Origin of the sequence: Legionella sp. W10-070 (assembly GCF_900640175.1) — a bacterium.
Classification (GTDB): domain Bacteria; phylum Pseudomonadota; class Gammaproteobacteria; order Legionellales; family Legionellaceae; genus Tatlockia.
Genome location: NZ_CAAAJC010000020.1, coordinates 19,298 through 43,460 on the forward strand (window position 1 = coordinate 19,298; position 24,163 = coordinate 43,460).

Consider the following 24,163-nt stretch of genomic DNA (forward strand, 5'->3'; position numbering starts at 1 on the left):
TACGGGATCCGACCGCGTAGGTCAAGCTTATTATTAATTAATAAGGTTTAACAATTACTGTTGTACCTACATCAATGAAATTTTGGTGCAACCATTTGGCAGCACTGGGTAACACCCTCACACAACCGTGGCTGGCATTATAATTTGGCACCTCATAAGCTGCATGAATTGAATAACCCCCGTGGAAGTGCATGCAATAAGGCATTCTGGCACCACCATTCGTTTCAATAGGATAAATACTCGAGGTACAGTCCTCCCCTTTCTTGGAGTAAACTCTGAACGTACCTGTAACCGTTCGACAACCCCTGCCAACATCCTCACAAAAATCCTTGCCGCCAGAAGCACTACCTGTTTTTATTCGATTGCCCTGAGCATCATAAGCTGCCCAAGCCGTTGCTTTAGGATCAAAAATGAAAACCTTTTTACCTGTTGCTGGACGCTTTAACGGGAAATGATAGCTTCCTTTACTATCCGCATTCACATTCATGGTATAGTGAGTCCGCCCTGCATCATCGACAATGGGTACCGATCTATCCATCGATGCACAAGCCGCGGTCAAAATACATAATGGTCCAATGACAAGTTGTTTTTTCATTGGTTGTCCCTCCCTCTTTTTTTTATGTTATCGGGAGGAATTTGAATAAATTTAGAGTTTTTTATAAAAAAATTTAACTGTTTGCTTTTTTTATGATCTTTTTGACATTAACCTGATCTGATAATCTGACTAACAATTTGCCTGTTATTGTTCACTTAAAAGCTCTTTGGCTGACTCCTGAGGTAACATGGCAAAAATAGCCAATAACAACTGTTTATCAGTACATTCAAAACACCCACCCCTTGCAGGCATTGCATTAAGGCCTTCACTTGTATGCTTTAATAAATTTTCAATACCAGCTTTTATTCTCGGTTCCCAGTCTGTCTTATGTCCAATGCGTGGAGCCCCCATTGGAATTAAGGGTTTATCCGCATGACAGTTAGCACAAAAATGCTGAACAATTTGTTGACCTTCCTCTTCAGAGCCTGAAATAGAACGTAGAAACTCCTGAGGATGATGCGTTTCAGCATATGAGAAAGAAAAAAAACCAAATAACAAGATCCCAATCATTAATTTGTACTGCAAGAGGATTCTCCTATAAAATTGGTTCACTTTTTGCTTAAAAGTTTAGATTGCTAAACAGGGATTATGACAAATGAAGCGCACTATACTCGTTTTTTTACTACTTTTCACAACTCATTTTTTAGAAGCCGCTGAATCAATACAATCCCTGGATTTGATTAAAGAACAAATACAACATCACCTGTTAGCCTCAATAGGTCCTCAGCAAGACGGAAAGTTACAAATTTCGATTGAAAATATCGACCCAAGAATACAATTAAAACCCTGCGATGAAAAAAAACTTGACGTGTTTAATCCCTATCAAACCCTTCCTATACACACCACGATTATGGGAATAAGGTGTCAGGAGACTAACAATCATTGGACACTCTACGTCCCCGTAAAAATTATACTGCAAAAAACAGTACTCATTGCCAAACGTCCTTTAGCTAAAGGCATACAATTGGTTTCCACTGATATTGATACCCAGGAAGTGGATGTGAGCCAATTAAAGCAAGGTTACTTCAGTAAAACAGAAGACGTTATTGGCCAGATCTGCAAAACCGCTATCAATCAAGGCAATGTCATTACTCCCAATAATCTGCAAACTGCAGCCCTTATCCATAAGGGAGAACAAGTAACTATCCAGGCGCTAAGTGACACCATTAATGTCAGCATGAAAGGCATTGCCTTAAGCGATGGTGTCATCGGTGAGATGATTAAAGTTAAAAACCTTACGTCAAAAAAAATAGTTGAAGCCCAGGTAAGCGCCCCGAATAAAGTAAGGGTTACTATCTAAGAAAAAAGGTCTGATGACTTGAATTTTAAAGTATGATAGCATCAAATTAGCAGGATTTATTAAAGATTTCATATCAAGGAGCCGATAACAATGATGAGTGTAATTGAGAGCAATGTTATGGTTAATCCAATTAATGAACCCAATGGCTTTAAAATCCTCGATACAGAGAAGCGGGTTTCTCAGTCTTCTGTAGCTGCAAAAGAAAACCACTCGGAAGAAAATAATGTCAACCTAAGCACTACAAGCAAACAAATGGCTGTTTTAAAAGAATTTATTCTCAGTGCACCAGATATTGACAAATCAAGAGTTGAGTTTGTTAAAGAAGAGCTGGCTACTGGGCGCTACCATATTGTCAGCAAGCAAATTGCAGAAAAAATGTTTGCAGACATTAAATTATCCTGACTCGAAACATTCTACAGACAATCAAACGGTACCTGATGTCTTGCCAAAAAAGGATTAAAAATGACACAACATAAGCCCGTATTATTGATTAATTTACTCAAACAGGAAGTCAACTGGATTGATTCGCTTATTCGTCTTTTATCTGAAGAAAAAAACATTCTGGTAGCTCGTCAATTTGAGGCATTAGAACCGCTGGCCAATCAAAAGCAAACTATTTCCGAGCAATTAGAGCAAAGCGCCAGACAACGGGTTGAGCTACTTGGATTAGATCAATATGACACTCAACCTAAACTTGGTCTACAAGAATTTTTAAGTCATTGCTCGAAGGACGAAGCAGAGCAAATTAATAGTTTAAACAAGGAGCTGGCAGAGAAACTTATCCAGTGTCGTGAATTAAACGCAGTCAATGGCCAGGTGATAGCAACAAATGTTAACAGTCATCAGGAAGTAATCGGCATTATTACCGGACAGAATAATACCGAAGCAACCAGTGTTTACACAGCAACTGGAAATATAGAATCATCCAGTGATAAAAGCAGACACCAAAAAGCTTGATTAATATTCTAAACCCAAGCCTTCAGGCTGCCCCCTACAAATAAGGACAGGAGCTAATGTTAATCAGGCAGATCGAAGAAAAAGACTTGGCTTTACTCATTCCCTTTATGAAAAAAACCTGGCAGCAAACCTATCCCCTGTTTTGCAAAGAAGAACCATCCCTACTTGAGTCAACCTTCACCCCCGAGAAAATCAAGGCCGCTATGGCTGGTAAAGGCAATATTTTTTTTGGCGCTTTTCAAAACGATATATTGGTTGGTTATGCGCTGCTTAAATTGGAGCCTGCAAAAAGCTTTCTGGACAAGATTTATGTAGATACCCATTTACAGCGACAAGGAATAGGGAAGCAACTTTTAGCAGCCTGTTTTAAACAAGCACTCCACTCAGATCTTATCAGCATGGGACTGTATGTTGAAGACACGAATGCCAAAGCCCTTTCTTTCTATGAAAAACACGGTTTTAGTCGCCATCCAATAAAAAGGCTTTACCCCAGTACCAGTGCAAAATTATATTATGATTATCTGATGATTTGTAAGGATGTAAAGCAAGCACTTATCTTATTACAGGGAAAAACGACACCTCAAAGTGAATTGAGTGTGAAAATTTAAAGTAAGGAAAAACAATCAGAATTGGAATAAAATTAGGGTCTGGGGTGCGATTAAAACTGCCGTTTCCTTTTCGCCCGGATGGCGCGTCAGCGAAATCCGGGCATGTGTTTGTCATCGCCTTGATCCAGGATTTCGCTGACGCGCCATCCGGGCTACCACCAATGATTATCAGATTCCTAGCGAGCTTGCATCCGTAATGCACCGTCAAGGCGAATGACCTCACCATTAATGAGGGGATTTTCTATAATATGCATTGCCAAAGCAGCAAACTCTTCGGGTTTTCCCAACCGTCGTGGAAAAGTCACTGTAGCAGCCAGGTTATCCTGCACTTCCTGAGGCATATTTAACAGCATCGGCGTAGCAATTAACCCCGGGGCGATAGTATTCACCCTGATAGCCTGCTGAGCCAGTTCACGTGCCGCTGGCAAGGTCATGGCAACTACTCCGCCCTTTGATGCGCTATACGCAGTTTGACCAATCTGCCCCTCAAAAGCTGCAATTGATGCCGTATTAATGATCACTCCTCTTTCCTCTGAACCAGCATCAATATCCAGGCGGCTCATGGCCTCAGCCACAACGCGCATCACGTTAAATGTCCCTACCAGGTTCACATCAATAACCTGCTTAAAAGCACTGAGCGGCATCACCCCTTTCTTGCCCACCATTCGTTCAGCTGGAGCAACCCCTGCGCAGTTGATGCAAATTTTTGGCGTTCCGACCTGTGCCACTGTTTTTTTGATTGCCTGCTCAACCTCCTCAGCAGAGCTAACATCACAGGCAATTGCAAGTGTCTGCTGGTCACTGTTGATCTCATTAATTTGCTTATCCCAAACAACTACTCTCACACCATGAGAGCCTAACAATTCGGCACAGGCTTTTCCCATGCCGGAAGAGCCGCCGGTAATCACTGCAATTTGATTATCCAAATTCATAAAGTCTCGCTCCTTGGTGATTGTAAATAGGCTTTGCTTAGAGCTTTGAATTCAGCTGTTCCAGCCTGCCCCACCCATTCAAAAAAGACCATTTCCGAAGTAACCAGCTGGACACCTGCCTGCTTCATACGCTTTAGCCCATATTTATAATCAAGCTCAAAGCGGCTGCTTACAGCATCTACGACCACAAAAACATCATAACCCGCTTCTAGCAAATCAAGTGCTGTCTGTAATATGCAAACATGCGCCTCTATGCCTATTAACACGAACTGCTTTTTATTAATCAATTGCAAATGATGTTTGAACGTTGGTTCCTGAAAACAAGAAAAATGTACTTTTTCGACACTTTTTTCTTGTGAGACCAAAGACTTCAATGGCTCAATAGTAGAACCCAAACCGCGAGGATATTGTTCACTCACCAACAGCGGTATATTTAAATCGATTGATAAACGTATCATCCATTGGCAACGGGACAATAACGCTTCAGGCTCCCTTACAAGAGGGGTTAGCTTCTCCTGCACATCTACTAATAGCAGGCAGGATTGATCTTTTTTCAACAGCATTTCCTTCTCCCATAGAAATCAACATCTCAACCTAAAAACCTGCCTGCTGTCAAATATATTTTGGGCTATTGCCGATACTATTAATCCAAATCAAATTTCAGGAAGAACCAACCAGTGAACCCCGGATAGTCAGCTCATACAACTGCAAGCAACACAGCCGTCAAATAATTCCCTTCAGGAAAGACAGTCAAGGTCGGATGGCAACTTGCCGGACCAAAAATGCCAAGAGTACGGGCAAATTTCCCTACTGCAGCAGCCTGGCTGTTCACCAATGATACAAACTCCTGCGTAGACAGGGCAGCAGAGCAATTACAAGTCATTAGCAACGTACCGGAACGCATGGATTTAAAAGTTTCCCGATGTAAAAAACGATAATAATTTTTTGCACGTTGCAAATGCTGTTGAGAGGGAACCAGTTTAGGTGGATCGAGAATAACCAAATCATAATCCGCTGCACAAGCTAAATAATCACGGGCATCTGCTTCAATAAATTCAATTGATTCTATTCCGTTTAATTGAGCATTCTGCTTTGCCTGCAGTATGGCCTGGGCAGAACTGTCTACAGCAGTTACTTTAGCAGCACCGGCTTTTGCAGCATGAAGAGCAAACCCGCCCGTATAGGAGTAGAGGTCAAGTACCCGTCTTCCCTTCGCTAAAGCCGCAATGCGTTGATGGTTCTCACGCTGGTCAAGAAAAAGCCCTGTCTTTTGCGCTTGGGAAAAATTTATTTCATAAATAACGCCTGCCTCAAGTACCTGAGTCGTTATCGCAGGAATTTGCTCTGCAGCTTGTTGCCAACCATCCTGAGCAAGCGGTTTTGTTTGTGCAAGCCATACAATTTCTCCTGACAGCCGTTTCTTAAGACAACAGGAAATAATTTCCTTATTCGCTTCAACCCAATAAGCAGAACTTGCCACGACATTCATTTGGTTAAAGCGATCAATCGTTAACCCCGACAAACCATCTGCCTCACTATTAAATAAACGGTATGCATTGGTTTTTTCATTAGGCAGGTCAAGACTTCGCCGAATAGCTAATGCCTGCTCCAGACGCGTTGAAATAATAGAGTCCAATTGATAGCTGTCAAGCTTTTCCCAGGCTTTTGCCAACACCCGCACCCGGTATAAGGAATGTTCGTTATAAACGCCAACCCCTACAAGTTCATCTTCTGCAGTATAAATATCAACAAGCCCTCCGGTAATCAGATTACCCTTTGTTTTACTAATAGCCTTAGGGAAAATCCATGGATGCCCGCGAAGAACCGTACTTTGTTTAATTTTATGTAAATAAATTGCTGCTTTCATAACTATTTCCCAAAGGCTAAAAGTCAGCTAATCTACACTACTGTTTTAGGAAGCATCAAGGTGATTGCAAATGTTTTGTCGTTTTAAATACTCATTTCCCGCAGCCCTCATTATTTCGCTTATGGTTAGCAAACCTGGATGGACTGGCCCCTGGTTAACTGGCCCTTTATTGGCACCTGCAGGTCATACCATCCCTAAGGGTCATAGCAATTTGGAATTATATGGATTTTATACCGTTAATGAGGGCATCTATAATCGACATTGGAGGTTAATTCACACACCTCGCAGTGAAAGTACGATAGTTAACCCTATTTTCAGTCACGGATTAACTGATAAACTGGATATTCAATATGCCGTACCCTACATTTATAACCACAACCGAGGCTCCAGTTCGCAAAGACTGGGAGATACTTCAGTCACCTTAGGGTATCAGCTGTTGGAACAAAAAGAGTCCAAATGGTTGCCCGATCTTCGCGTAACCTTGCAAGAAGTCATCCCCACAGGCCGTTTTGAAAGCCTTAACCCATTAAATAATGGTGCTGATGCGACAGGACTTGGCAGTTACCAGACAGGCCTTGCATTAAATTTTCAACATTTAATGCAACTTGGAGAAACACATTATCTGCGCTCTCGTTTTAGTGTAGGCTATCTATATGCCAGCTCTACCAGTATCAATGGTTTAAGTAGTTATGGCGGCACCCCACAAACTTCAGGATCTATTGATCCAGGCAATCTCCTCAGTGTCGATCTGGCCGGGGAACTCACCTTGACGCAAAATTGGGTAGCTGTTATGGAAGCTTATTATGCAAGCCGAAGCGCCACCCGATTTAGAGGATTTGTAGGTAACAACGAGCAGGGCCTTCCAGCCTCTATTGGCCATGCCGATATAGAAGAAATTACCTTAGCCCCTGCAATTGAATATAACTTCTCTCCCAATATCGGAATCATCGCTGGCCCCTGGTTTAGTGTGAGAGGTCGAGAAACGTCCGATTTTATTTCCTACGTGGTTGCTTTTAATGCTTATTGGTAAGCTTAATTCGCAGTGCTTCAATTTTTTATTTTGAAGCACTTATCATAAAAAAGATTGTTTAATAATCTATTAGAGCAAAATACAAACACAATATTTAATTTTAAGTCATTTTTTAGTATAATAAGGCAAATTTTATTACCTGGAGATGAAATATGCCCTTTTCAAAGACTGCCGCCAAACGCCCCAACGAGTTTAACGAAAAGATTAATAATAAAAAATTAAAAGCGCCTGTAAATAACGATACACCAGAAGGATTAAGCATTCTTAGTGAAATGCCAGAAGAAGTTTTGATTAAACATCTTAATGAGAAGACAGAGAAACAATTAACCAGACTAAATCATTCTTTTGGCAGGTGCATTGAACTTGTTGAAGAAAAGATCGAAATCGAACAAAAAAAAATAGCGGATTATCAAAACACCATTAACTTATTAGAACAGAAGATTAAAAACCTCAGAAAGGAAGCTGAAACTCAAGAGAAGCAGACAAATAAATCTAATAAACAATATTCATCTTATGATGGATTAATGTTTTGGGTTGGACTTGATAAAAATAAAATAGACCAATTAACACTCATGGAAAGCCAGGTTAAAGCAAATAAAAAACAGCTTAAAACAAGTGAAGATATGATTAAAAACTTAGAAGCTCGAAAACAACTTTACGTAGAGACATTAAAAATTCTTAATCCTATTTTGGATAAAAAGAGGCTAGATGAGGAAAAAGAAGACAAAAGCAGCTTCACCCCATCATTTTAATTCCATTCAATTTGTAAAGCCATTGGCCTGATTTAAACCGCGCCAATGGCTTTTTTGCAATCATCTTTTCTGCCAACAACAACTTTAATTTTTGTAGCCTGAATGGAGCGCCAGCGGAATCCGGGGGCATGACTTTATTATCAAGCTCCGATCCCGGGCTACTATCATTACCCACCAACCGCAGTGTTAGTCGCACCCAATTCTATAGATTTTATCGCCCAGTTAATAGAAACATGTTAGCATCTCTGCATTTAGTATTGGGGGACAAACGATGTGGTTTAATAATGCACTGATTTATCATTATGAACTTAAAGAAACCGTAGACATAGCAACTTCTTTATCAGAAGATGTACTAAAACCCTGCCCACCGCACGCACGATTTATCTATGGATGGCTGCCTGCTTTTGCTGATGAACTTGTGCAGGAAGTAGCCGGATGCTCATTAATTTGTTTGGGGAAAGAAGAAAGAATATTACCCCGTGGCGTCATCAAACGCTTACTTGCAGAACGTATACAGCTTCTGGAAGCTCAGCAGCAACGTACTGTCAAACGCGCAGAAAAAGCCCAAATTGCCGAAGACCTGGAATTTGAATTGCTGCCGAAATCATTTTGCGTCCAAAAGCAATTATTTGCCCTGCTGGATACGGCAAGCCATCGCCTTATTATTAATTCATCCAGTAATAACCAGGCATCGCAACTGACCTCCCTATTACGGAAATCCATTCCTGGCATCCAGATTGAACCTCTTCCATTCCATGAAAATTTAGCCTTACGTTTTGCAGAATGGATAACCGATCCGTCAACACTACCAGCATCGTTCCAGTTAGCATCTGACTGCCTGCTTTTTTCCCTGGATGATGAAAAAAAACGGGTTAATTGCAAAGGCTATGAATTACCAGCAGAAGAAATTTTAACCCTGCTCTCTCAGGGATTGGCTGCGGCTGAAATTTCTTTAATATGGAATGAGCGCATTCAATTCACATTGACTCATGATTTTGTTTTCAAGCGATTAAAAAGCCTGGAATATCTGGTAGATGAGTTTAACGAAATCCATGAACTGGAAGAAGAATACCAACAACAAGATGCAGCACTTACCTTACTCTCTGGTGAATTACGTGCCTTAACCAATGATTTGCTGACAGGTTTAAATGCTACGGCTTCAGATAGAATAGAATCTCTGCCAAAAGAAACATGCCCAGTTTAAGGTCTGTTGACATTTCAAACTGAAACTGCTCACTTCCCGCGCTTATGCGCGGGATCTATACCAACCACACTCAAATGAAAGCGCAAAGCGCTGTAGCCCGAGATTCCTCAAGACTGCTTTTAATTACTCTGTCAGCCTGAAGGAACACTCAGAATGAGAGAAATAATAGAGGAATTCGGCATTTTACAAGATAATCTTATTAGCTTTGCTCTTTTAGAATGGAACCACGTATGCCTTTTAATCAACTCAAAAATTTACTTAAACAAGAAAAGCAATTGGGTGTCAATGAACCTGAATGCGCAGTGTTAGCTACTGTCTCTACTGAAGGCAACCCTCATAGTCGTGTAGTTGCCATACGTAAAATTGAGACAGAAAGTCTCTTATTTTTTACTCAACAACTCAGCCGTAAGGTTGCCGAATTACAGCAAAACCCCAATGCAACACTCAATTTTTGGTTTGCAATGCAACAGCGACAGGTAATTTTAGAAGGGGTCGCTACCCCTTTATCATATGAAGAAAATCAAGCGTTTTGGAATAGTTTACCCCGTGAGCGTCAATTGCGATTCTCCAGCTACGCTCCCACTTCAGGAAAAGTCATTGAAGATCAAACAGTACTGAAAAAAAGAAAGGCAGAATTAATCAGCCAGTTTGCCGATCAAGTGATCCCCATGAGTAAACATTATTGTGGTTTTCGATTCACTCCACATACCATATTTTTTTATACCATTGGAACTACTGCTTTTTCAGAGGTTATCCGTTACTCAAAAATAGATGAATATTGGCAGCAAGCATTTCTTTCACCATGATTTCACCCACTGATATTAAGCTTGATATTTACACTCAAAGTACATTTACCCTGATTATCAAGAGCCACTTCAACCAGGTGTAGTAGCCTGGTTGAAAGCGCAAAGCGCTGTAACCCAAGATTGCTAAAGAACGTTTTTAATTATCTCTGTCAGAAAATGAACCGTGTTTTTCTGATATCTTAATTACCTATTGTTCCTCAGTATAATTTTTCTTAAGTCAATTAATGATAAACCTCTGATTTCATCCTTACGGATGGTAAATTCTTTTAATGTTTCAAGTCCTGCAACATTAATGAAAAGTTGATAACTGCCTGGCGCTAATTCCGTGACATAAAACTGGCCATCATTCGTTATTGTTAAAGGGATTGCAGGATAGTGCCAAGGAGCATTTTCAATATTATTTGGGGCTTTGAATCGTAACAGGAGGTTCCCTTTCTCAATACCCGACCAAGGTAAAACACGTCCAATAACCCCGGTATCCCGGGAAAGAGGAGCCCTTTCAAATACCACAGGCGCAATACTTTGAATTTTTGCTGCCTTCTCTACAGCAACCGTTATAGAACGATACCCGGGCAGATTAAAAGAAATACTCTTACCAGCAGGATGAGCAATGAAAAAGCCACCAGGAAGAATATTGATTTCGCTACTCACCATTTCTGGCGATTCAGGCCCTTTGATAATAATCTGGCCATAAATAATGGGAAATCGTTTGGCCGCATATAAATTCAACATCCGTTGACCAAGTTTTTCAGCTGTCTGGGAATCGTTATGTTCAATAAGCCAATCAATCCATTCTTTGAAATGCCCCCGTACAGTTTGAGGTGCTGATAATAGCTCCACATCCCCCCAGGAAACGTGCTGCTCATGAAGGGAATAGATTCTGGACAATTCTGCTTCGGTAAAGGGTGTTGAAAAATTAAACTGTTCCCTTAAGTTTTTTGCTAACTGATTTGCTGAATCAATTTCTACACGGGTCAAACCCAATTTAAAAGGAGCAAGCAATTTCTCTTTTTGAGGGTAGGAGGAAGGTAATTGATTAACGTAAACCAACTGCCAAGCGAGTGCTCTTGGCTGATCTTTTTTTACAGTCGTGCCAAAAAAATAATTACGTGCAAGACTCCATGCCTGATATTGTTGGTATTCTTTCTTTAACAACCGGGCATCTTCTGAAGAAAAAGCATAGACTGATGAAATCAGCAGCAATAAAACGATACCCGGCAAAAAGCGATCAATTACTTTTCGCAATTATCCATCCTATCCAGCAACCATATTATTGGGTTGTTTATGATAGGTAGCCTGATAAACAGCCAACGCATCATCCGCTGCCTTTTTTAATCCCATCGCTTTATTGGCGTGGTACATAATCGCCAGCGCTTGCTGGGCACTGGGAGCCTGGGGATAGTTTTTTACTAAAAAACTCGCCCTTTCAGTCGCTGCCACATACATTTTACGCTGAAAATAGTACTTAGCCGTATTCAGTTCCCGCTGAGCAAACATATTTCGTAAGTAAATCATCCGCTGCAAAGAATTGGCTTTATAAGGGCTTTCAGGAAATTTTTGAATTAAAGTGGCGAAATCTGAATAAGCCTGCGATTGTGTTCCAGGATCACGCCATGACTCATCTATAGGTAATGCATTTGCAAAAGTACCGCGAACTTGCTGAAAATTGGCAAGCCCTTTCATATAGTAAGCATAATCAACATTTTTAGCCCGCGGATACAGGTGAATAAACCGCTCTGCAGTTGCTGCCGTGGAAGCGTAATCACCCTTCATATAGTAAGCGTAAATCAAATTCATCTGTGCTCTTTCAGCATAATTGCTAAAGGGATACATTGTTTCCATCGCCTCGAAACGCTTAGCAGCACTTTCATACTGCTCCTTAGCCAAAGACTGCTGTCCCTCAGTAAAGAGTTGTTTGGCAGACAGTCCTTGATAAGGATTATAATCATCATCATTTTTGTCCCACCATCTTGCACAAGCTGTCAAAGAAAGCAGAAGTGTAATAAGAAGTAGCGCTTGAATTCGTTTCATATAAACACCTATAAATCATGAACGTGATAACCATAAGCAACTAAATGCTGGTTAACGTTTAATGAGCTATAATATAGCCCGCACTTCATTTAAACCAGAAATATTTATTACAAATTGATAATAGCCCCAATTAAAACAGGCATATTATACCTGTCCCCGCGATTTTTGCGAACGCTAAAGAAAAAAGAGCCTGACAGAAAATTAAGGTTAAAAATTATTTGCAAAGAAACAAGTGATGCGATATATTTCTGCCCTATCGGAGAGGTGGCTGAGCGGTCGAAAGCGGCGGTCTTGAAAACCGTTGAAGGGCAACCTTCCCAGGGTTCGAATCCCTGCCTCTCCGCCATCCTTAAACCAATTATCATACCAAGTGCTGAAAATCTTCCTGTTTTCGGCGAGTGCGCCGTTTTTATACCCAAGATACTTATTGGAGTTGCTGGTTGTTTTTCTCAATTTGGCTAATGTTCTCATTCAGATCGACACCCACCATCTTGCCAATGCTTTCAAAAAGTCCTTGGGTTTTGGTCTTATCGACGGGTTTAAATAAGTTCTGAAAAGGCCTTCTATGCTTGGGCGGTACTTCTTTATTGTTTATATAAAATGTCGCAATAGCGTTTTGAAGCTCTTGTATACTATTGTATTTTTTATCAAGCACTTCTTCGGTGAGTTTTCGCAGACAGCTGATTTTTTTATCAGGACTCTCCATGAGCCCGAAAAAAGTTGGCGCGCGCTGAAGTGCATCTATGCGTGAATTCACTTGCCTGTCCATGTTTGCCAGATGTCGACTTTCTGCTCTTGATTTTTCATACATCTCCTGAAATACCCTGTTCAGGGTAATCTCATCACTTTCAAAAGGCAATGCGACATTTTTGAAAATGCAAAAGAGTATGTCTTTATTAAGCATTTTAAGGTTATTTTTTTCTTGATGATGCCCCAGCAACAGCCATGTAAATCCCACACGGATTTCAGCAAGCCTGATATTGCGTTTACAAAGTGCGATAATTTCGCTGTCAATCTTATTTCCAGGTAGAATAACTTTGGTAAGGCTGAAATTTGTTTCCATCGCCCGGCGCAGTGTATTAATGGCTTTGTCATCAGAACAACAGTAACCGTGAGAACTGTCAAATTGATGTGGTGAGCCGCTCAGGCGGGTAGCAAGGTTGAATTGTTCCGGGACTTCAGATGCCAGAGCAACATGCGCGATGGTATTGCCATCCAAATTTTTGCTGCCCAATAAATTGGGGTAGTGCGCTTTAACCCAAGAAAGCCTTTTGGGATCACCTGACACTGCAGCATAATGGGCAATAGTGTTACCTTTGTTGTCTTTTGTGTTCAGCAGCCCGGGACAGTGCGTTTTAATCCAGTCGAGCACCTTAGGATCACCTGACACTGCAGTATAATGGGCGATAGTGCGGCCATCGTTGTTTTTTGTGTTTAGGAGCTCATCAGAGCAGTGTGTTCTAATCCAGTCAAGCATATTGAGATCACCTGACCTTGCAGCATGGTAGGCAATGGTGCAGCCATCGTTGTCTTTTGTGTTCAGCAGTTCGCGACAGTGCGTTTTAATCCAGTCAAGCGCCCTGCGATCACCTGACACTGCGGCATAATGGGCAATGGTGCAGTCATCGTTGTCTTTTGTGTTCAGCAGTTCGCGACAGTGCGTTTTAATCCAGTCAAGCGCCCTGCGATCACCTGACCTTGCAGCATAATGGGCAATGGTACAGCCATCGTTGTCTTTTGTGTTCAGCAGTTCGCGACAGTGCGTTTTAATCCAGTCAAGCGCCCTGCGATCACCTGACACTGCGGCATAATGGGCGATAGTGCAGCCATTGTTGTCTTTTGTGTTCAGCAGTTCGGGACAGTGCGTTTTAATCCAGTCAAGCGCCCTGGGATCACCTGACCATGCAGCGTAATGGGCGATGGTGCCGCCATTATTATCTATTGCGTTCAGGAACTGAGTACAGCGCATTTCTACCTGCTCAAGTGCCTTGTCACCTGATCCTGCGGTACTCAGGAACTCAGTATAGTATCTTTTAACCCAGTCAAGCGTTCTGTGATCACCCGACCATGCAGCGTAATGGGCGATGGTGAAGCCATTTTTGTCTTTAGTGTTTAGCGAGTCTGGGCACTGTGTCTTAACCCGATCAAGCGCCATCGGCTCACCTGACCATGCGGCGTAATGGGCCGAGTTAGCCCCGCGATTGTCCTCTTTCACGACAAGATCCATGTTGCCCAGAAGGCAGTGGATCTGCCATTTTTCAGTGATCACTAGAGTACAGTAGCGGGTAGCAAGAAGTAACCGTCGATACAAAGTCTTCATCTGCTCTTGCATTAGAGCAGGTGGAATGAACGCCGGAGGGATTCCAAGCCTAAGAAGGTCTGAGTAATGCTCGTCAGTCACATTGTATGGCATGCAAGGTCCTCTAAAAGAATACTTTACTGTTAAAGACCAATCCTTTTCATGCTTTCTTTCACTGTGCTATCAATCGCAAGCAGGCTTTCCAGCAATGGCTGCATTTTATCAAGCGGCCAACTATTAGGGCCATCGCTTAATGCCTTATCAGGATTTGGATGCGTCTCCATGAAAATCCCTGAAATCCCAACTGCCACAGCAGCTCTTGCCAGAGCAGGAACAAACTCCCTTTGGCCACCAGATACCCCATTATTTCCACCAGGCAGCTGGACAGAATGGGTAGCATCATATACCACCGGACATCCTGTCTCACGCATAATCTGTAATGAGCGCATGTCTGAAACCAGGTTGTTATAGCCAAAGCTCACCCCTCTTTCACAAACCATAATTTGTTCATTGTCACAAGCTTTTGCCTTGGCAACAACATGTTGCATTTCCCATGGTGCCAAGAACTGGCCTTTCTTGATATTCACAGGCTTATTCATTGCAGCAACCCTTTGGATGAAATTAGTCTGGCGACACAAAAATGCCGGAGTCTGCAACACATCAACCACACTGGCCACCTCAAGTAAGGGGGTATCTTCGTGAACATCTGTCAGCACAGGCACCCCCATTTGCTCTTTGACTTTTTCAAGAATTATTAACCCTTTTTCAAATCCAGGTCCTCGATAACTGGCAATAGATGAGCGATTGGCTTTATCAAAGGATGATTTATAGATAAAAGATAACCCAAGCCCTGCACATAATTCCTTAAGGTAACCTGCTGTTTCCAGCGCTAAGGATTCGCTCTCTATAACACATGGCCCCGCGATTAAAAACAAGGGGGAGGTTATTCCAACCTCAAAGCCACATAATCTCATACTTTATCCTTTTTCTGGTGAGCATTGCGTGCCGCTAATATAAATTCCTCAAAAAGTGGGTGGCCATCCCGAGGCGTTGAAGTAAATTCAGGATGAAATTGACAAGCAACAAACCAGGGATGATCCTGTAGCTCAATCATTTCGACTAAACTGCCATCAGCCGAACGGCCCGAAATAACCAGACCATTTTGTACCAACGCATCAATAAATTGATTGTTAACTTCATAACGATGCCGATGGCGCTCAACAATCTGATTTTTTTTATAAATTTTATGGGCAAGGGAATTGGTTTCTAACTGACAAAGTTGAGCCCCCAAGCGCATAGTACCGCCCAGTTCTGAAGTTTCATCACGCAAATTTACGCGACCATCTGCTTCCATCCATTCACTTATCAAACCAATAACTGGATAGGCAGTCGTTTTGTCAAATTCTGTTGAATTGGCACCCACAAAGCCAACCACATTACGTGCAAATTCAATCACAGCAGTCTGCATACCTAAGCAAATACCCAAAAAGGGCAGTTTATTTTCACGGGCATATTGGATTGCTTTTATTTTCCCTTCGATTCCACGCTCTCCAAATCCGCCAGGAATTAAAAGCGCATCAATCTCGGCAAGTGGTTCTGAACCTTGCTTCTCAATCAGTTCGGCATCAATATAAATAATTTGAACCTTGGTTTCCGTATGAATACCAGCATGGGTCAACGCTTCATTCAAGGACTTATAAGCATCATTTAGTTCGGTATATTTACCAACCATACCTACCTTGACCGTCATTGTTTGAGAATTCTGAGCCTTAACAACCTTTTGCCACTCACCCAAATCAGCAGACTTCACCTGTAAAGCCATTTTTTTAACCACTATTTCATCCAGGCCTTGTTCATGCAGAATAATTGGAATTTGATAAATACTTTCCGCATCCTGGAGAGAGATAACCCCCTCTTTCTCAACGTTGGTAAATAGTGCAATTTTCGCCCGATCATTTAAAGACAATGGCTTTTCTGAGCGGCATATTAAAATATCAGGTTGTATACCAATAGAACGCAGTTCTTTAACGGAGTGCTGCGTAGGTTTGGTTTTGGTCTCACCAGAGGTAGGGATATACGGAACTAAAGTCAGATGAATAAATATGGCACGCTGAGCACCTAATTCAATGCGCATTTGGCGTATTGCTTCGAGAAAGGGCAAGGATTCAATATCCCCAACAGTACCTCCAATCTCAATCATCGCCACATCAAATCCTTCTGCACCTTGCTTTATAGAGCGTTTGATTTCATTGGTGATATGAGGAATTACTTGTACAGTTCCTCCCAGGTAATCGCCCCGACGCTCCTTTTTAATGACCGTCTCATAGATTTTGCCAGAGGTAAAATTGTTGCGTTTTGTCATCGTCGTACGTACAAAACGCTCGTAATGTCCCAAATCAAGATCAGTTTCCGCCCCATCATGGGTAACGAACACTTCCCCGTGCTGAAAAGGACTCATGGTTCCTGGATCAACATTGATATAAGGATCAAGTTTAATTAGAGTAACACTTAAGCCGCGTGCTTCGAGAATTGCTGCCAATGAAGCAGAAGCAATACCTTTACCTAGCGAAGAAACAACCCCACCAGTAATGAAAATATAATTTGTCATAAATGACCCCGTTGGAATGCTAAACCGCCTCATGGGCGGACAAATAAGATCGCATGTAAACGGGGCTTTATTATATCAAAAGAAGAAGAGAAATGACACATTTAATCAACAAAGCGCTCCCTATATGACAAAAAAACCATTATATAAAGAAAACATAGCGGGTAATTTACCACTCTTCACTAACTCCTGTCTTAAACTTTAGAGAGCGCTGTACTTCTCCATACTAGGCGAACGCATAGCTTGCCTGGACGAAAACGCCATAGCGTTTACTCTTAAAATCATTTAATGGCAGACTGACGGTATTTGCAAATAAGATTGACCCCTCACTTATAAACTCCCAATATCTTGCTCCTACCCCAATATTTAATTGGCTTGTAATCTTATAGGAGGCTATCAAATCAGCCATAAAACCCTGTCCATTAGCATCCATAAGGATATTTGGAACAGGACCAAGATCAGAGCGCATATGATGGCTGTCCTCATTTTTTAAATGAGCAATAGGTACATAAGCAATTTCGCCATTCAACGTAAATTTAGGGTGGAGGTTAACATCCGCAGTCAGGCCTATGCGAAAGGAACGCCACCGCGCTTTATTACTCAGAACATTTGTAGAGTAAGGAGTCTCAATAAATCCAGGGGGACCACAAAATAATCCACCAAAATCATCAGGATTACACCGAACACCATAGGCATGGACGTCTTCCTGCCAATAAAAATAACCGGCAAACCCTCCTACACGTTTAAGATAAACACTATTTCTTTGATCAAGAGAATTATTTTCATAAAAATTACCTCCGAAATCAATCGATAAATAATCAAGATCTCCGTTTCTTAAACTACTTGTAGTGTCTGAAAATCTCACTTGTCCGCTTAAGTAATCTTTATCATTCAGGTTTCCATTCTTAATGGAGCCTGTAGCCAGAAAACCCTTGGCAAAAAGCCCTGTTTTATGGGTTAACTGAAAAAAAATCTCTCCGGAATGAGCATCCATATCGTCATAACTAAGGACAGAACCCGGATTACCCAGGAAAGGTTCAACGCCACTCGGATCATGATTCCAGCTGCTATTACCTGTACTGTACCAATATCTCAACCCTACTACAGAATCCCATAAGGGAGATTGAGGTACTGATTTATCGTTTATAGACGAGGTACCACCTGCGGCGGTAAGACTCAAGGTATAAAAAATTATAAATAAGAACGTCCTGATTTTCATTAAGATGATTCCCTGCTAACGTAGAAAATATTATGGAGTAATTCATACCATCAGGCAAGGCTATCCATCCCATCAGGGTAAACGCATCAAGGAAAGCCAGGTATCCCTCTAAAGATGCAACCTCTACAGGGAATTCAACTCATTAAGAATTTGATACATATCGATTGCACAATCAGCAGCATCTTTTCCTTTATGCCCATGACTACCACCGAGACGCTCCCAGGCTTGAGCTTCATTTTCAGTAGTCAAAACACCAAAAATAACAGGAAGATCATAATCAAGCGCTATTCGCTGACAACCGTTACTTACTTGCTCACAAACATAATCATAATGACTGGTCTCTCCACGAATAACTGCTCCCAGTGCAATAATGGCAGACGCCTGTTTTTGCATAGCTAATCGCTTGGCAACAAGAGGAATTTCAACGGCTCCAGGCACTTCAACAACAATAATATCCTCTGGCCTGAAACCACGTTCGCTTAGGCGATCTAATGCCCCGCGTTTTAATTCCTGGGTAATAGCGTAATTAAAACGACTCACTACTACAGCCACTGGAAAAGAAGAATCCATAGCCCGTGGGGGATTGGCAGGAATATATTTCATAATTATCTCCTCAACAACCTGGTCAGCTATCTAGCGACACTAAACAGCGAGCAGTGTCGCATTAAATAACGCTATTCAATTACCAGCAAATGACCAAGCTTTTGTTGTTTTGTTTTTAAATAATGCCGATTTTCCTTAGTAGGATGAATTATTAGCGGGATGCGTTCAGTTACTTCTATACCGTATTTCTTTACAGACTCTACCTTCTGAGGATTATTTGTCAGTAATCTGATTGCATTCAGCCCCAAATGTTTTAATATCTGAAAAGCAATCGCATAATCCCGGTTATCAATAGGTAAGCCCAAGTGCAAATTAGCCTCGACCGTATCATACCCTTGTTCCTGGAGCGCATACGCTCGCAGTTTATTGGCTAAACCAATACCACGGCCTTCCTGGCGCAGATAAATGATTACCCCTCCCTCTTCTGATATTTGTTGTAAAGAGTGTTTAAGCTGTGCTCCGCAATCGCATTTAGATGAGCCAAAAACATCGCCTGTTATGCACTCCGAATGAATGCGTACCAAAGGAACTTTATTAGGCGTTTGGGGTACCCTCACCAAGGCAAAATGCTCAGCCGAATCAAGCATATTACGAAAGGCAATCATGGTAAAATCGCCATATCCCTGCATGGGAAGCTTTGTTGTCGCCACTTCCTCTACCAACTCTTCATGCCGAATACGGTAATCAATTAAATCCTTCACGGTGACCAAAGGAATATCGTGTTCTTTTGAGAAGCGCGCTAACTCATCACGGCGGCTCATTGTCCCGTCTTCATTCATAATTTCACAAATTACAGCAGCAGGCCTAAGACCTGCCAGACTCGCCAAATCAACGCTGCCTTCTGTTTGGCCGGCACGCTCCAAAACACCTCGAGACCGGGCGCGTAAGGGAAATACATGTCCTGGAGAAATAATATCACCTGGCTTGCATTCAGGATCAATAGCGACCTGAATAGTACGCGCCCGATCACTGGCTGAGATGCCGGTAGACACTCCCTCGGCAGCTTCAATCGAGACAGTAAAAGCCGTACCATAAGGCGAACGATTATCAGATGCCATCATTGGTAACTGGAGCCTGTCAATTAGCTCCCCCGCCATAGAAAGGCAAATAAGCCCGCGGCCAAATCGAGACATGAAATTGATAGCCTCAGGAGTGGCATGTTCAGCCGCAATGACTAAATCACCTTCATTTTCCCTGTTTTCATCATCCATTAAAATAACCATGCGGCCTGCTTTCATAGCAGCAATGGCATGCTCAATCGTTGCAAAAGGACTTGTCATACTTCAACCTCATTTTTCAATTGCCCCGCAATCTTGAGCTGATGCGCTACGATACGAGCCAAGTAATCAAATTCCACATTTAGCCGTTGGCCAATGCTTAGTTGCCCAAAGGTGGTTTTTGCCAGTGTATGCGGCACTAACATCAATGTAATGTCAGTTCCAGTTACTGAATTGATCGTCAAACTTACACCATCAAGGGTAATGCTACCCTTTGGCAAAAGGTACATTTTAGCATAGGGTGCAAAATCACCTACTACTATTTCCAGATAATCATCCATTGGCCTCATTGCTTTTACAGCAACAGCAGCATCTACATGACCACTAACATAATGTCCACCCAATCGTCCTGATACAGATACAGCCCGTTCCAGGTTGACCTGATCACCAGCACGCAAATGACCCAGGGTGGTCAAATTTAACGTTTCAGGAGAGACATCAAAAGCCAGACTATCACTCTCTGTCGGCAATAAAGTCAGACAAACCCCATTTACAGCGATACTCTCTCCTGTTTTCAAGTCCTTAAAAGGGGATTTAAGGTATAAACGATTAGCTAACTGACTTTTAATGTTAGCCATTACTTCCCCCTGCTCTTCAACTAATCCCGTAAACATACATCCTCCTGCCAATCAAGACATGCTATGACATTATCCTCTTTTATTTGCCAGGACACGGTTCTCTTACGACTAAAAATATCATTCCCATGAAATGCTGTAATTGCCCCATCTCCCAGGACTTCAGGTACAACATAAATATAGGTTCGTTGAAGCAAACCCTCACGATGCAACGCAGAGAATAATGTCCCTCCCGCTTCAATCCAGGCATCATGATACCCTAAAGAGCCCAGATGGTTGATTACTGCAGTTAAGTCCAACAGTCCATTTTTTACAGGCATCGCATGATAACTGCAATCAGGGAGAGGATTTTTCACAGTATAAATTTCATCATGGTAAATATGACAATGCCGGGCACTGGTAAATATTTTTGCTTCCTGACTGAGCGATAAGCGGGCATCCAGAATTGCCAAGGGTTTGCTTTGCTGTTTATTTTCCAGACGAACATTTAATAAGGGATCATCTTGATGCACCGTTTTTGCTGTCGTAACAATCACATCACTATAAAGCCGTTGCTGATGGGTAAATTGCGCACACTTGCTATTTGATAACTGATACCGTATTCCATTTAAACCAGCAATTTTACCATCCAATGATTGTGCAATCTTGGCAGTAACCCAAGGCTTCTTGTTAAGTGTCCAATAACGGTAACTTTGATAAAAAGCATCAATTTCAGGTAAAGAGTAATGGATGACGTTAATTCCTTTTGACAGCAAAATCTCAGGGGTATTGTTAGCAGCAACTACCGGATTAGGATCATGAAAAGCATACACGACCTCTGAAATACCATGTTGAATAATTGCTGACACACAAGGCGAGGTTCGTCCCCAATGGTTACAGGGCTCCAGAGTGACATACAGCGTGACATTCGGCATTCCCTGAGGAATTTGCTTTAATAGAAGCTGTTCAGCATGCTCTGTTCCTGCGCCCCTATGCCAGGCACGTGCAATTATTTCACCGTTGCATACTGCAACAGCACCAACACTTGGGTTTGGCGCACAAATACCGCGACCAAGCCATGCTTGCTCAAGAGCAGCCAACATAAAGTGTTTGTGCATAGTTAAGTCAACGATTAAAAAAGTGAATATGATAACAAATTATTCAATTCTTGAGTAGCCCAAGCCCATGCTTTAACAGGGCCTACGCATGAAAAAACTCTTGACCTCTACGTTCTGCGGTTTATCCGCAGAATCCAGTGGCATTTGAAGATTTATGGATCCCGTGAACAAGTCACTGGATGTATAAATATAGACCAGTTCGATGTCATTAAATTCTATTTTAATTTTCATGCGTAGACCCTACATGCTTTAACGCAAGAAAATCCTGTTTGAAAGACAAAAGCAGCTTTAATCTTTTATGATATACTGAATGTTTAATTTGGATAAAATTTTTTTAATCCATTTTTTGATCCTGGTAATCGAATGAACCTGTTGCGCTTTTTAAAATCACAAAGGTTTTATACAATTTGCACTCGATTAGCGATGGCTCTCTTTTTGTTAGTCTCTCAAGGTATCTCTCTTTCTGCTTTTGCCCTAACCCCCTATTCGACCCGCGAGCTTGAAGAGCTGGAAAAGGAATTTATTCAACTGATTAATCGCTCCGACAGCATTGAGCGAAATCCTCTGGCCACACAATACATCAATCACCTGGGGAAACAACTTGCACGTTTTGCCCGAATCCCATTGCCTTATTTTTTTATTGTAAAATCCAATGAAATTAATGCCTTTGCTGGACCTGGGGGATATATTGGCATTAATACCCAATTAATCCTTGCTACCGAAAATGAAAGTGAGCTCGCTGCGGTGATGGCGCATGAAATTGCCCACGTTCGACTCCATCATCTCTATCGAATGATTGAGCATGAAAAACAAATGCGTATCCCCATGCTGGCTTCCATACTGGCTGCGGCGGCGTTGGGTATGATTAATCCAACCTTGGGAAGCGGCGCTCTAATGGCTTCTTTAACAGGCTTTGCCCAGGACAATATCAATTTTACCCGCGCTAATGAGAAAGAAGCGGACCGCATAGGCATTGACATGCTGATTAAATCAGGTTTCAACCCACAGGGAATGGCCGGTTTTTTCAAAAAAATGCAGCAAAATTCACGTTATTATTACACTGCGAACATTCCAGCCATTCTAAGAACCCACCCGCTTGATGACGACCGGATTGCTGAAGCGGAGAGCCGAACCGAGCGGTTAGAAAAAAAGTCCTATTCTGATAATCTTGAATACCAGTTATTTAAAGAATTGATTCGTGTATCCACTGTGAGCCGGAGCAAGGAGTTGCTGGATTACTACCAATACCAGTGTCACAAAAAAAATAGCGGTGATGCTTGTCAATACGGCTACGCCTTAGCCCTGCTGCATATCAATCAGTTCCAACAAGCAGAAGCACGTCTCACACCCTTGCTAAATAAAGATGAGGATAATCTATTTTACCAGATAGCCATGGCAGAAGCGGAAACAGGGAATAGGCGATATGAAACTTCATTGAAGAGATTAGGAAATTTACAAGCTAATTATCCGGAAAATTACGCCGCAACGATGACTTATGCCCGCAGTTTGTTACTGGCAGGAAAAGCAGAGCAAGCTGCCAGCATTTTGCTGAAAGGTTCAAGACAGTTTAAACAGGATTTAGCCTTATGCGAAACCTTGGCCCAAGCACAGGCAGCCTCGCACCGTAAAAGTTATGCCTACTTTACTCAAGCACAATGTCAGCTTTTACAGGGACGAAAGCGTGATGCAGTCAGACAACTAAAGCAGGCAAAGTTATTGGCAAAAAAAGATCCTTATCTTCTGGCAAGAATTACAGCCATGATTGAGGAAATTAAATTTTTATCTGAAAGTTAGTATCAGTCCAAGAGACCGTCTATGAACAGCAACGAATTAATTCTTAAACATACTAAAAACTGGATCACCTCATTTGTTCTGCAACTTAATTTATGCCCTTTCGCACAAAGGGAAATGGACAGAAAAACAGTGCGATTTCAGGTAAGCTCTGCAAAAAATATTCGCCAGGCACTTGCCGATGCGGTGCAAGAAATGAAGCTATTAGACAGCAAACGGGAAATAGAAACCACCCTGTTAATTTTTCCTTCTTTATTTAAAAATTTCCAGGGTTATTTGGATTTTATAGCATTGCTCGAATCTGTGTTACTTGAGAACAATTATGAAGGAATCTACCAAATGGCCACTTTTCATCCAGAATACTGTTTTACTAATGAAGAGCCTGAAGATGTTTCTAATTATACAAACCGCTCACCCTACCCCATGATCCATTTTTTAAGAGAGAAAAGTATTGAGGAAGCGCTCAAATATCATAACGCAGAAAAAGTGCCGGAAACCAATATCCGTCTCTTGCGAACCCTTGGTCTGGAAGAAGTAAAAAAACGATTGGCTGCCTGTTTAAATAATCAGGGGTAGTGCCAATTTTTATAGGCATTGACTTAAATTGCTTATGCA

Annotated in this window: 25 protein-coding genes and 1 tRNA gene; 11 read left to right on the forward strand and 15 right to left on the reverse strand. The window is 41.8% G+C overall.

The annotated features are described in order from the left end of the window. Positions 1–37 precede the first annotated feature (37 nt). Entirely contained in the window at positions 38–595 is a 558-nt protein-coding gene (locus tag E1O65_RS09340; RefSeq protein ID WP_133133341.1) for a L,D-transpeptidase, read from the reverse strand. Positions 596–739: 144 nt separating this feature from the next. Further along, a complete protein-coding gene (locus tag E1O65_RS09345; RefSeq protein WP_133133375.1) occupies positions 740–1,105 on the reverse strand; it encodes a c-type cytochrome in 366 nt (121 codons plus the stop codon). Between the two features lie 85 nt (positions 1,106–1,190). Between E1O65_RS09345 and flgA the strand changes: the two genes are divergently transcribed. The 4 genes from flgA to E1O65_RS09365 all read left to right on the forward strand — a co-directional run bounded on the left by flgA (position 1,191) and on the right by E1O65_RS09365 (position 3,460). After that, entirely contained in the window at positions 1,191–1,895 is a 705-nt protein-coding gene (gene flgA, locus E1O65_RS09350; RefSeq protein ID WP_133133342.1) for a flagellar basal body P-ring formation chaperone FlgA, read from the forward strand. A gap of 90 nt (positions 1,896–1,985) precedes the next feature. Next, on the forward strand, positions 1,986–2,297 hold the full coding sequence (gene flgM / locus E1O65_RS09355) for a flagellar biosynthesis anti-sigma factor FlgM (RefSeq protein WP_133133343.1): 312 nt from the start codon (positions 1,986–1,988) through the stop codon (positions 2,295–2,297). Positions 2,298–2,357: 60 nt separating this feature from the next. Further along, entirely contained in the window at positions 2,358–2,852 is a 495-nt protein-coding gene (locus E1O65_RS09360; protein ID WP_133133344.1) for a flagellar protein FlgN, read from the forward strand. A gap of 56 nt (positions 2,853–2,908) precedes the next feature. Continuing rightward, a complete protein-coding gene (locus tag E1O65_RS09365) occupies positions 2,909–3,460 on the forward strand; it encodes a GNAT family N-acetyltransferase (RefSeq protein ID WP_133133345.1) in 552 nt (183 codons plus the stop codon). Between the two features lie 176 nt (positions 3,461–3,636). Here the strand turns inward: E1O65_RS09365 and E1O65_RS09370 are convergent, their stop codons facing one another. The 3 genes from E1O65_RS09370 to E1O65_RS09380 form a co-directional block, all read right to left on the reverse strand. After that, positions 3,637–4,392 (reverse strand): SDR family NAD(P)-dependent oxidoreductase, encoded by a 756-nt coding sequence (locus E1O65_RS09370; RefSeq protein ID WP_133133346.1) that lies wholly within the window; start codon positions 4,390–4,392, stop codon positions 3,637–3,639. After that, positions 4,389–4,955: a hydrolase gene (locus E1O65_RS09375; protein WP_133133347.1), complete on the reverse strand. Its 567-nt coding sequence runs from the start codon at positions 4,953–4,955 to the stop codon at positions 4,389–4,391. The genes E1O65_RS09370 and E1O65_RS09375 overlap by 4 nt, the downstream gene beginning before the upstream one ends. A gap of 134 nt (positions 4,956–5,089) precedes the next feature. Then, a complete protein-coding gene (locus tag E1O65_RS09380) occupies positions 5,090–6,259 on the reverse strand; it encodes a class I SAM-dependent rRNA methyltransferase (protein WP_133133348.1) in 1,170 nt (389 codons plus the stop codon). A 70-nt stretch (positions 6,260–6,329) separates the two neighbouring features. Here E1O65_RS09380 and E1O65_RS09385 point away from each other — a divergent pair, with 70 nt between their 5' ends. From E1O65_RS09385 to E1O65_RS09400, 4 genes are all read left to right on the forward strand, one after another. Further along, entirely contained in the window at positions 6,330–7,289 is a 960-nt protein-coding gene (locus tag E1O65_RS09385; RefSeq protein ID WP_242601573.1) for a transporter, read from the forward strand. A gap of 152 nt (positions 7,290–7,441) precedes the next feature. Next, entirely contained in the window at positions 7,442–8,041 is a 600-nt protein-coding gene (locus E1O65_RS09390; protein ID WP_133133349.1) for a hypothetical protein, read from the forward strand. A 271-nt stretch (positions 8,042–8,312) separates the two neighbouring features. Further along, entirely contained in the window at positions 8,313–9,245 is a 933-nt protein-coding gene (locus tag E1O65_RS09395) for a recombination-associated protein RdgC (RefSeq protein ID WP_133133350.1), read from the forward strand. 230 nt (positions 9,246–9,475) lie between these two features. After that, complete coding sequence (locus tag E1O65_RS09400; protein WP_133133351.1) at positions 9,476–10,051, forward strand: pyridoxamine 5'-phosphate oxidase family protein; 576 nt, start codon at positions 9,476–9,478, stop codon at positions 10,049–10,051. 183 nt (positions 10,052–10,234) lie between these two features. On the opposite strand, the gene E1O65_RS09405 is transcribed toward E1O65_RS09400, so the two are convergent. Then, positions 10,235–11,296: a hypothetical protein gene (locus tag E1O65_RS09405; protein WP_133133352.1), complete on the reverse strand. Its 1,062-nt coding sequence runs from the start codon at positions 11,294–11,296 to the stop codon at positions 10,235–10,237. Positions 11,297–11,305: 9 nt separating this feature from the next. Continuing rightward, positions 11,306–12,082, reverse strand: a complete 777-nt coding sequence (locus E1O65_RS09410) for an outer membrane protein assembly factor BamD (RefSeq protein ID WP_133133353.1) — start codon at positions 12,080–12,082, stop codon at positions 11,306–11,308. Between the two features lie 258 nt (positions 12,083–12,340). Here E1O65_RS09410 and E1O65_RS09415 point away from each other — a divergent pair. Next, positions 12,341–12,428 (forward strand) — tRNA-Ser (locus E1O65_RS09415). Positions 12,429–12,506: 78 nt separating this feature from the next. On the opposite strand, the gene E1O65_RS09420 is transcribed toward E1O65_RS09415, so the two are convergent. From E1O65_RS09420 to ribD, 8 genes are all read right to left on the reverse strand, one after another. Next, entirely contained in the window at positions 12,507–14,495 is a 1,989-nt protein-coding gene (locus E1O65_RS09420) for an ankyrin repeat domain-containing protein (protein WP_133133354.1), read from the reverse strand. A gap of 29 nt (positions 14,496–14,524) precedes the next feature. Next, the gene (kdsA, locus tag E1O65_RS09425) at positions 14,525–15,355 is read right to left on the reverse strand and encodes a 3-deoxy-8-phosphooctulonate synthase (protein WP_133133355.1); all 831 of its coding nucleotides are present in this window, start codon (positions 15,353–15,355) and stop codon (positions 14,525–14,527) included. Next, positions 15,352–16,989 (reverse strand): CTP synthase, encoded by a 1,638-nt coding sequence (locus E1O65_RS09430; protein ID WP_133133356.1) that lies wholly within the window; start codon positions 16,987–16,989, stop codon positions 15,352–15,354. Before E1O65_RS09430 ends, kdsA begins: the two co-directional genes overlap by 4 nt. A 223-nt stretch (positions 16,990–17,212) precedes the next feature. Beyond that, complete coding sequence (locus E1O65_RS09435; RefSeq protein WP_133133357.1) at positions 17,213–18,205, reverse strand: omptin family outer membrane protease; 993 nt, start codon at positions 18,203–18,205, stop codon at positions 17,213–17,215. Between the two features lie 123 nt (positions 18,206–18,328). Beyond that, positions 18,329–18,808: a 6,7-dimethyl-8-ribityllumazine synthase gene (gene ribH, locus E1O65_RS09440; RefSeq protein ID WP_278043648.1), complete on the reverse strand. Its 480-nt coding sequence runs from the start codon at positions 18,806–18,808 to the stop codon at positions 18,329–18,331. 71 nt (positions 18,809–18,879) lie between these two features. Continuing rightward, positions 18,880–20,088 (reverse strand): bifunctional 3,4-dihydroxy-2-butanone-4-phosphate synthase/GTP cyclohydrolase II, encoded by a 1,209-nt coding sequence (locus E1O65_RS09445; RefSeq protein WP_133133358.1) that lies wholly within the window; start codon positions 20,086–20,088, stop codon positions 18,880–18,882. Continuing rightward, positions 20,085–20,699 carry a riboflavin synthase gene (locus E1O65_RS09450; protein WP_133133359.1) on the reverse strand — a complete coding sequence of 205 codons (615 nt, stop codon included), beginning with the start codon at positions 20,697–20,699 and terminating at the stop codon, positions 20,085–20,087. Before E1O65_RS09450 ends, E1O65_RS09445 begins: the two co-directional genes overlap by 4 nt. Beyond that, positions 20,684–21,757 carry a bifunctional diaminohydroxyphosphoribosylaminopyrimidine deaminase/5-amino-6-(5-phosphoribosylamino)uracil reductase RibD gene (ribD, locus tag E1O65_RS09455; RefSeq protein ID WP_133133360.1) on the reverse strand — a complete coding sequence of 358 codons (1,074 nt, stop codon included), beginning with the start codon at positions 21,755–21,757 and terminating at the stop codon, positions 20,684–20,686. The genes E1O65_RS09450 and ribD overlap by 16 nt, the downstream gene beginning before the upstream one ends. Before the next feature lie 423 nt (positions 21,758–22,180). On the opposite strand from ribD, the gene E1O65_RS09460 reads away from it, so the two are divergent. Together E1O65_RS09460 and E1O65_RS09465 are read left to right on the forward strand one after the other, a co-directional pair. Continuing rightward, entirely contained in the window at positions 22,181–23,551 is a 1,371-nt protein-coding gene (locus E1O65_RS09460; RefSeq protein ID WP_165474948.1) for a M48 family metalloprotease, read from the forward strand. A gap of 21 nt (positions 23,552–23,572) precedes the next feature. After that, positions 23,573–24,124, forward strand: a complete 552-nt coding sequence (locus tag E1O65_RS09465) for a DUF1415 domain-containing protein (RefSeq protein WP_133133362.1) — start codon at positions 23,573–23,575, stop codon at positions 24,122–24,124. Positions 24,125–24,163 lie beyond the last annotated feature (39 nt).

What these genes read in the sequence shown, in the direction of transcription:
- E1O65_RS09380 (WP_133133348.1), bottom strand. Translation starts at nt 6,259, where the DNA reads ATGAAAGCAGCAATTTATTTACATAAAATTAAACAAAGTACGGTTCTT.
- E1O65_RS09395 (WP_133133350.1), top strand. Translation starts at nt 8,313, where the DNA reads ATGTGGTTTAATAATGCACTGATTTATCATTATGAACTTAAAGAAACC.
- E1O65_RS09365 (WP_133133345.1), top strand. Translation starts at nt 2,909, where the DNA reads ATGTTAATCAGGCAGATCGAAGAAAAAGACTTGGCTTTACTCATTCCC.
- ribD (WP_133133360.1), bottom strand. Translation starts at nt 21,757, where the DNA reads ATGCACAAACACTTTATGTTGGCTGCTCTTGAGCAAGCATGGCTTGGT.
- flgA (WP_133133342.1), top strand. Translation starts at nt 1,191, where the DNA reads ATGAAGCGCACTATACTCGTTTTTTTACTACTTTTCACAACTCATTTT.
- E1O65_RS09420 (WP_133133354.1), bottom strand. Translation starts at nt 14,495, where the DNA reads ATGCCATACAATGTGACTGACGAGCATTACTCAGACCTTCTTAGGCTT.
- kdsA (WP_133133355.1), bottom strand. Translation starts at nt 15,355, where the DNA reads ATGAGATTATGTGGCTTTGAGGTTGGAATAACCTCCCCCTTGTTTTTA.
- E1O65_RS09450 (WP_133133359.1), bottom strand. Translation starts at nt 20,699, where the DNA reads ATGTTTACGGGATTAGTTGAAGAGCAGGGGGAAGTAATGGCTAACATT.
- E1O65_RS09410 (WP_133133353.1), bottom strand. Translation starts at nt 12,082, where the DNA reads ATGAAACGAATTCAAGCGCTACTTCTTATTACACTTCTGCTTTCTTTG.
- E1O65_RS09460 (WP_165474948.1), top strand. Translation starts at nt 22,181, where the DNA reads ATGGCTCTCTTTTTGTTAGTCTCTCAAGGTATCTCTCTTTCTGCTTTT.
- E1O65_RS09360 (WP_133133344.1), top strand. Translation starts at nt 2,358, where the DNA reads ATGACACAACATAAGCCCGTATTATTGATTAATTTACTCAAACAGGAA.
- E1O65_RS09340 (WP_133133341.1), bottom strand. Translation starts at nt 595, where the DNA reads ATGAAAAAACAACTTGTCATTGGACCATTATGTATTTTGACCGCGGCT.
- E1O65_RS09345 (WP_133133375.1), bottom strand. Translation starts at nt 1,105, where the DNA reads ATGATTGGGATCTTGTTATTTGGTTTTTTTTCTTTCTCATATGCTGAA.
- E1O65_RS09370 (WP_133133346.1), bottom strand. Translation starts at nt 4,392, where the DNA reads ATGAATTTGGATAATCAAATTGCAGTGATTACCGGCGGCTCTTCCGGC.
- E1O65_RS09465 (WP_133133362.1), top strand. Translation starts at nt 23,573, where the DNA reads ATGAACAGCAACGAATTAATTCTTAAACATACTAAAAACTGGATCACC.
- E1O65_RS09430 (WP_133133356.1), bottom strand. Translation starts at nt 16,989, where the DNA reads ATGACAAATTATATTTTCATTACTGGTGGGGTTGTTTCTTCGCTAGGT.
- flgM (WP_133133343.1), top strand. Translation starts at nt 1,986, where the DNA reads ATGATGAGTGTAATTGAGAGCAATGTTATGGTTAATCCAATTAATGAA.
- E1O65_RS09390 (WP_133133349.1), top strand. Translation starts at nt 7,442, where the DNA reads ATGCCCTTTTCAAAGACTGCCGCCAAACGCCCCAACGAGTTTAACGAA.
- E1O65_RS09375 (WP_133133347.1), bottom strand. Translation starts at nt 4,955, where the DNA reads ATGCTGTTGAAAAAAGATCAATCCTGCCTGCTATTAGTAGATGTGCAG.
- E1O65_RS09400 (WP_133133351.1), top strand. Translation starts at nt 9,476, where the DNA reads ATGCCTTTTAATCAACTCAAAAATTTACTTAAACAAGAAAAGCAATTG.
- E1O65_RS09385 (WP_242601573.1), top strand. Translation starts at nt 6,330, where the DNA reads ATGTTTTGTCGTTTTAAATACTCATTTCCCGCAGCCCTCATTATTTCG.
- E1O65_RS09445 (WP_133133358.1), bottom strand. Translation starts at nt 20,088, where the DNA reads ATGACAAGTCCTTTTGCAACGATTGAGCATGCCATTGCTGCTATGAAA.
- ribH (WP_278043648.1), bottom strand. Translation starts at nt 18,808, where the DNA reads ATGAAATATATTCCTGCCAATCCCCCACGGGCTATGGATTCTTCTTTT.
- E1O65_RS09435 (WP_133133357.1), bottom strand. Translation starts at nt 18,205, where the DNA reads ATGAAAATCAGGACGTTCTTATTTATAATTTTTTATACCTTGAGTCTT.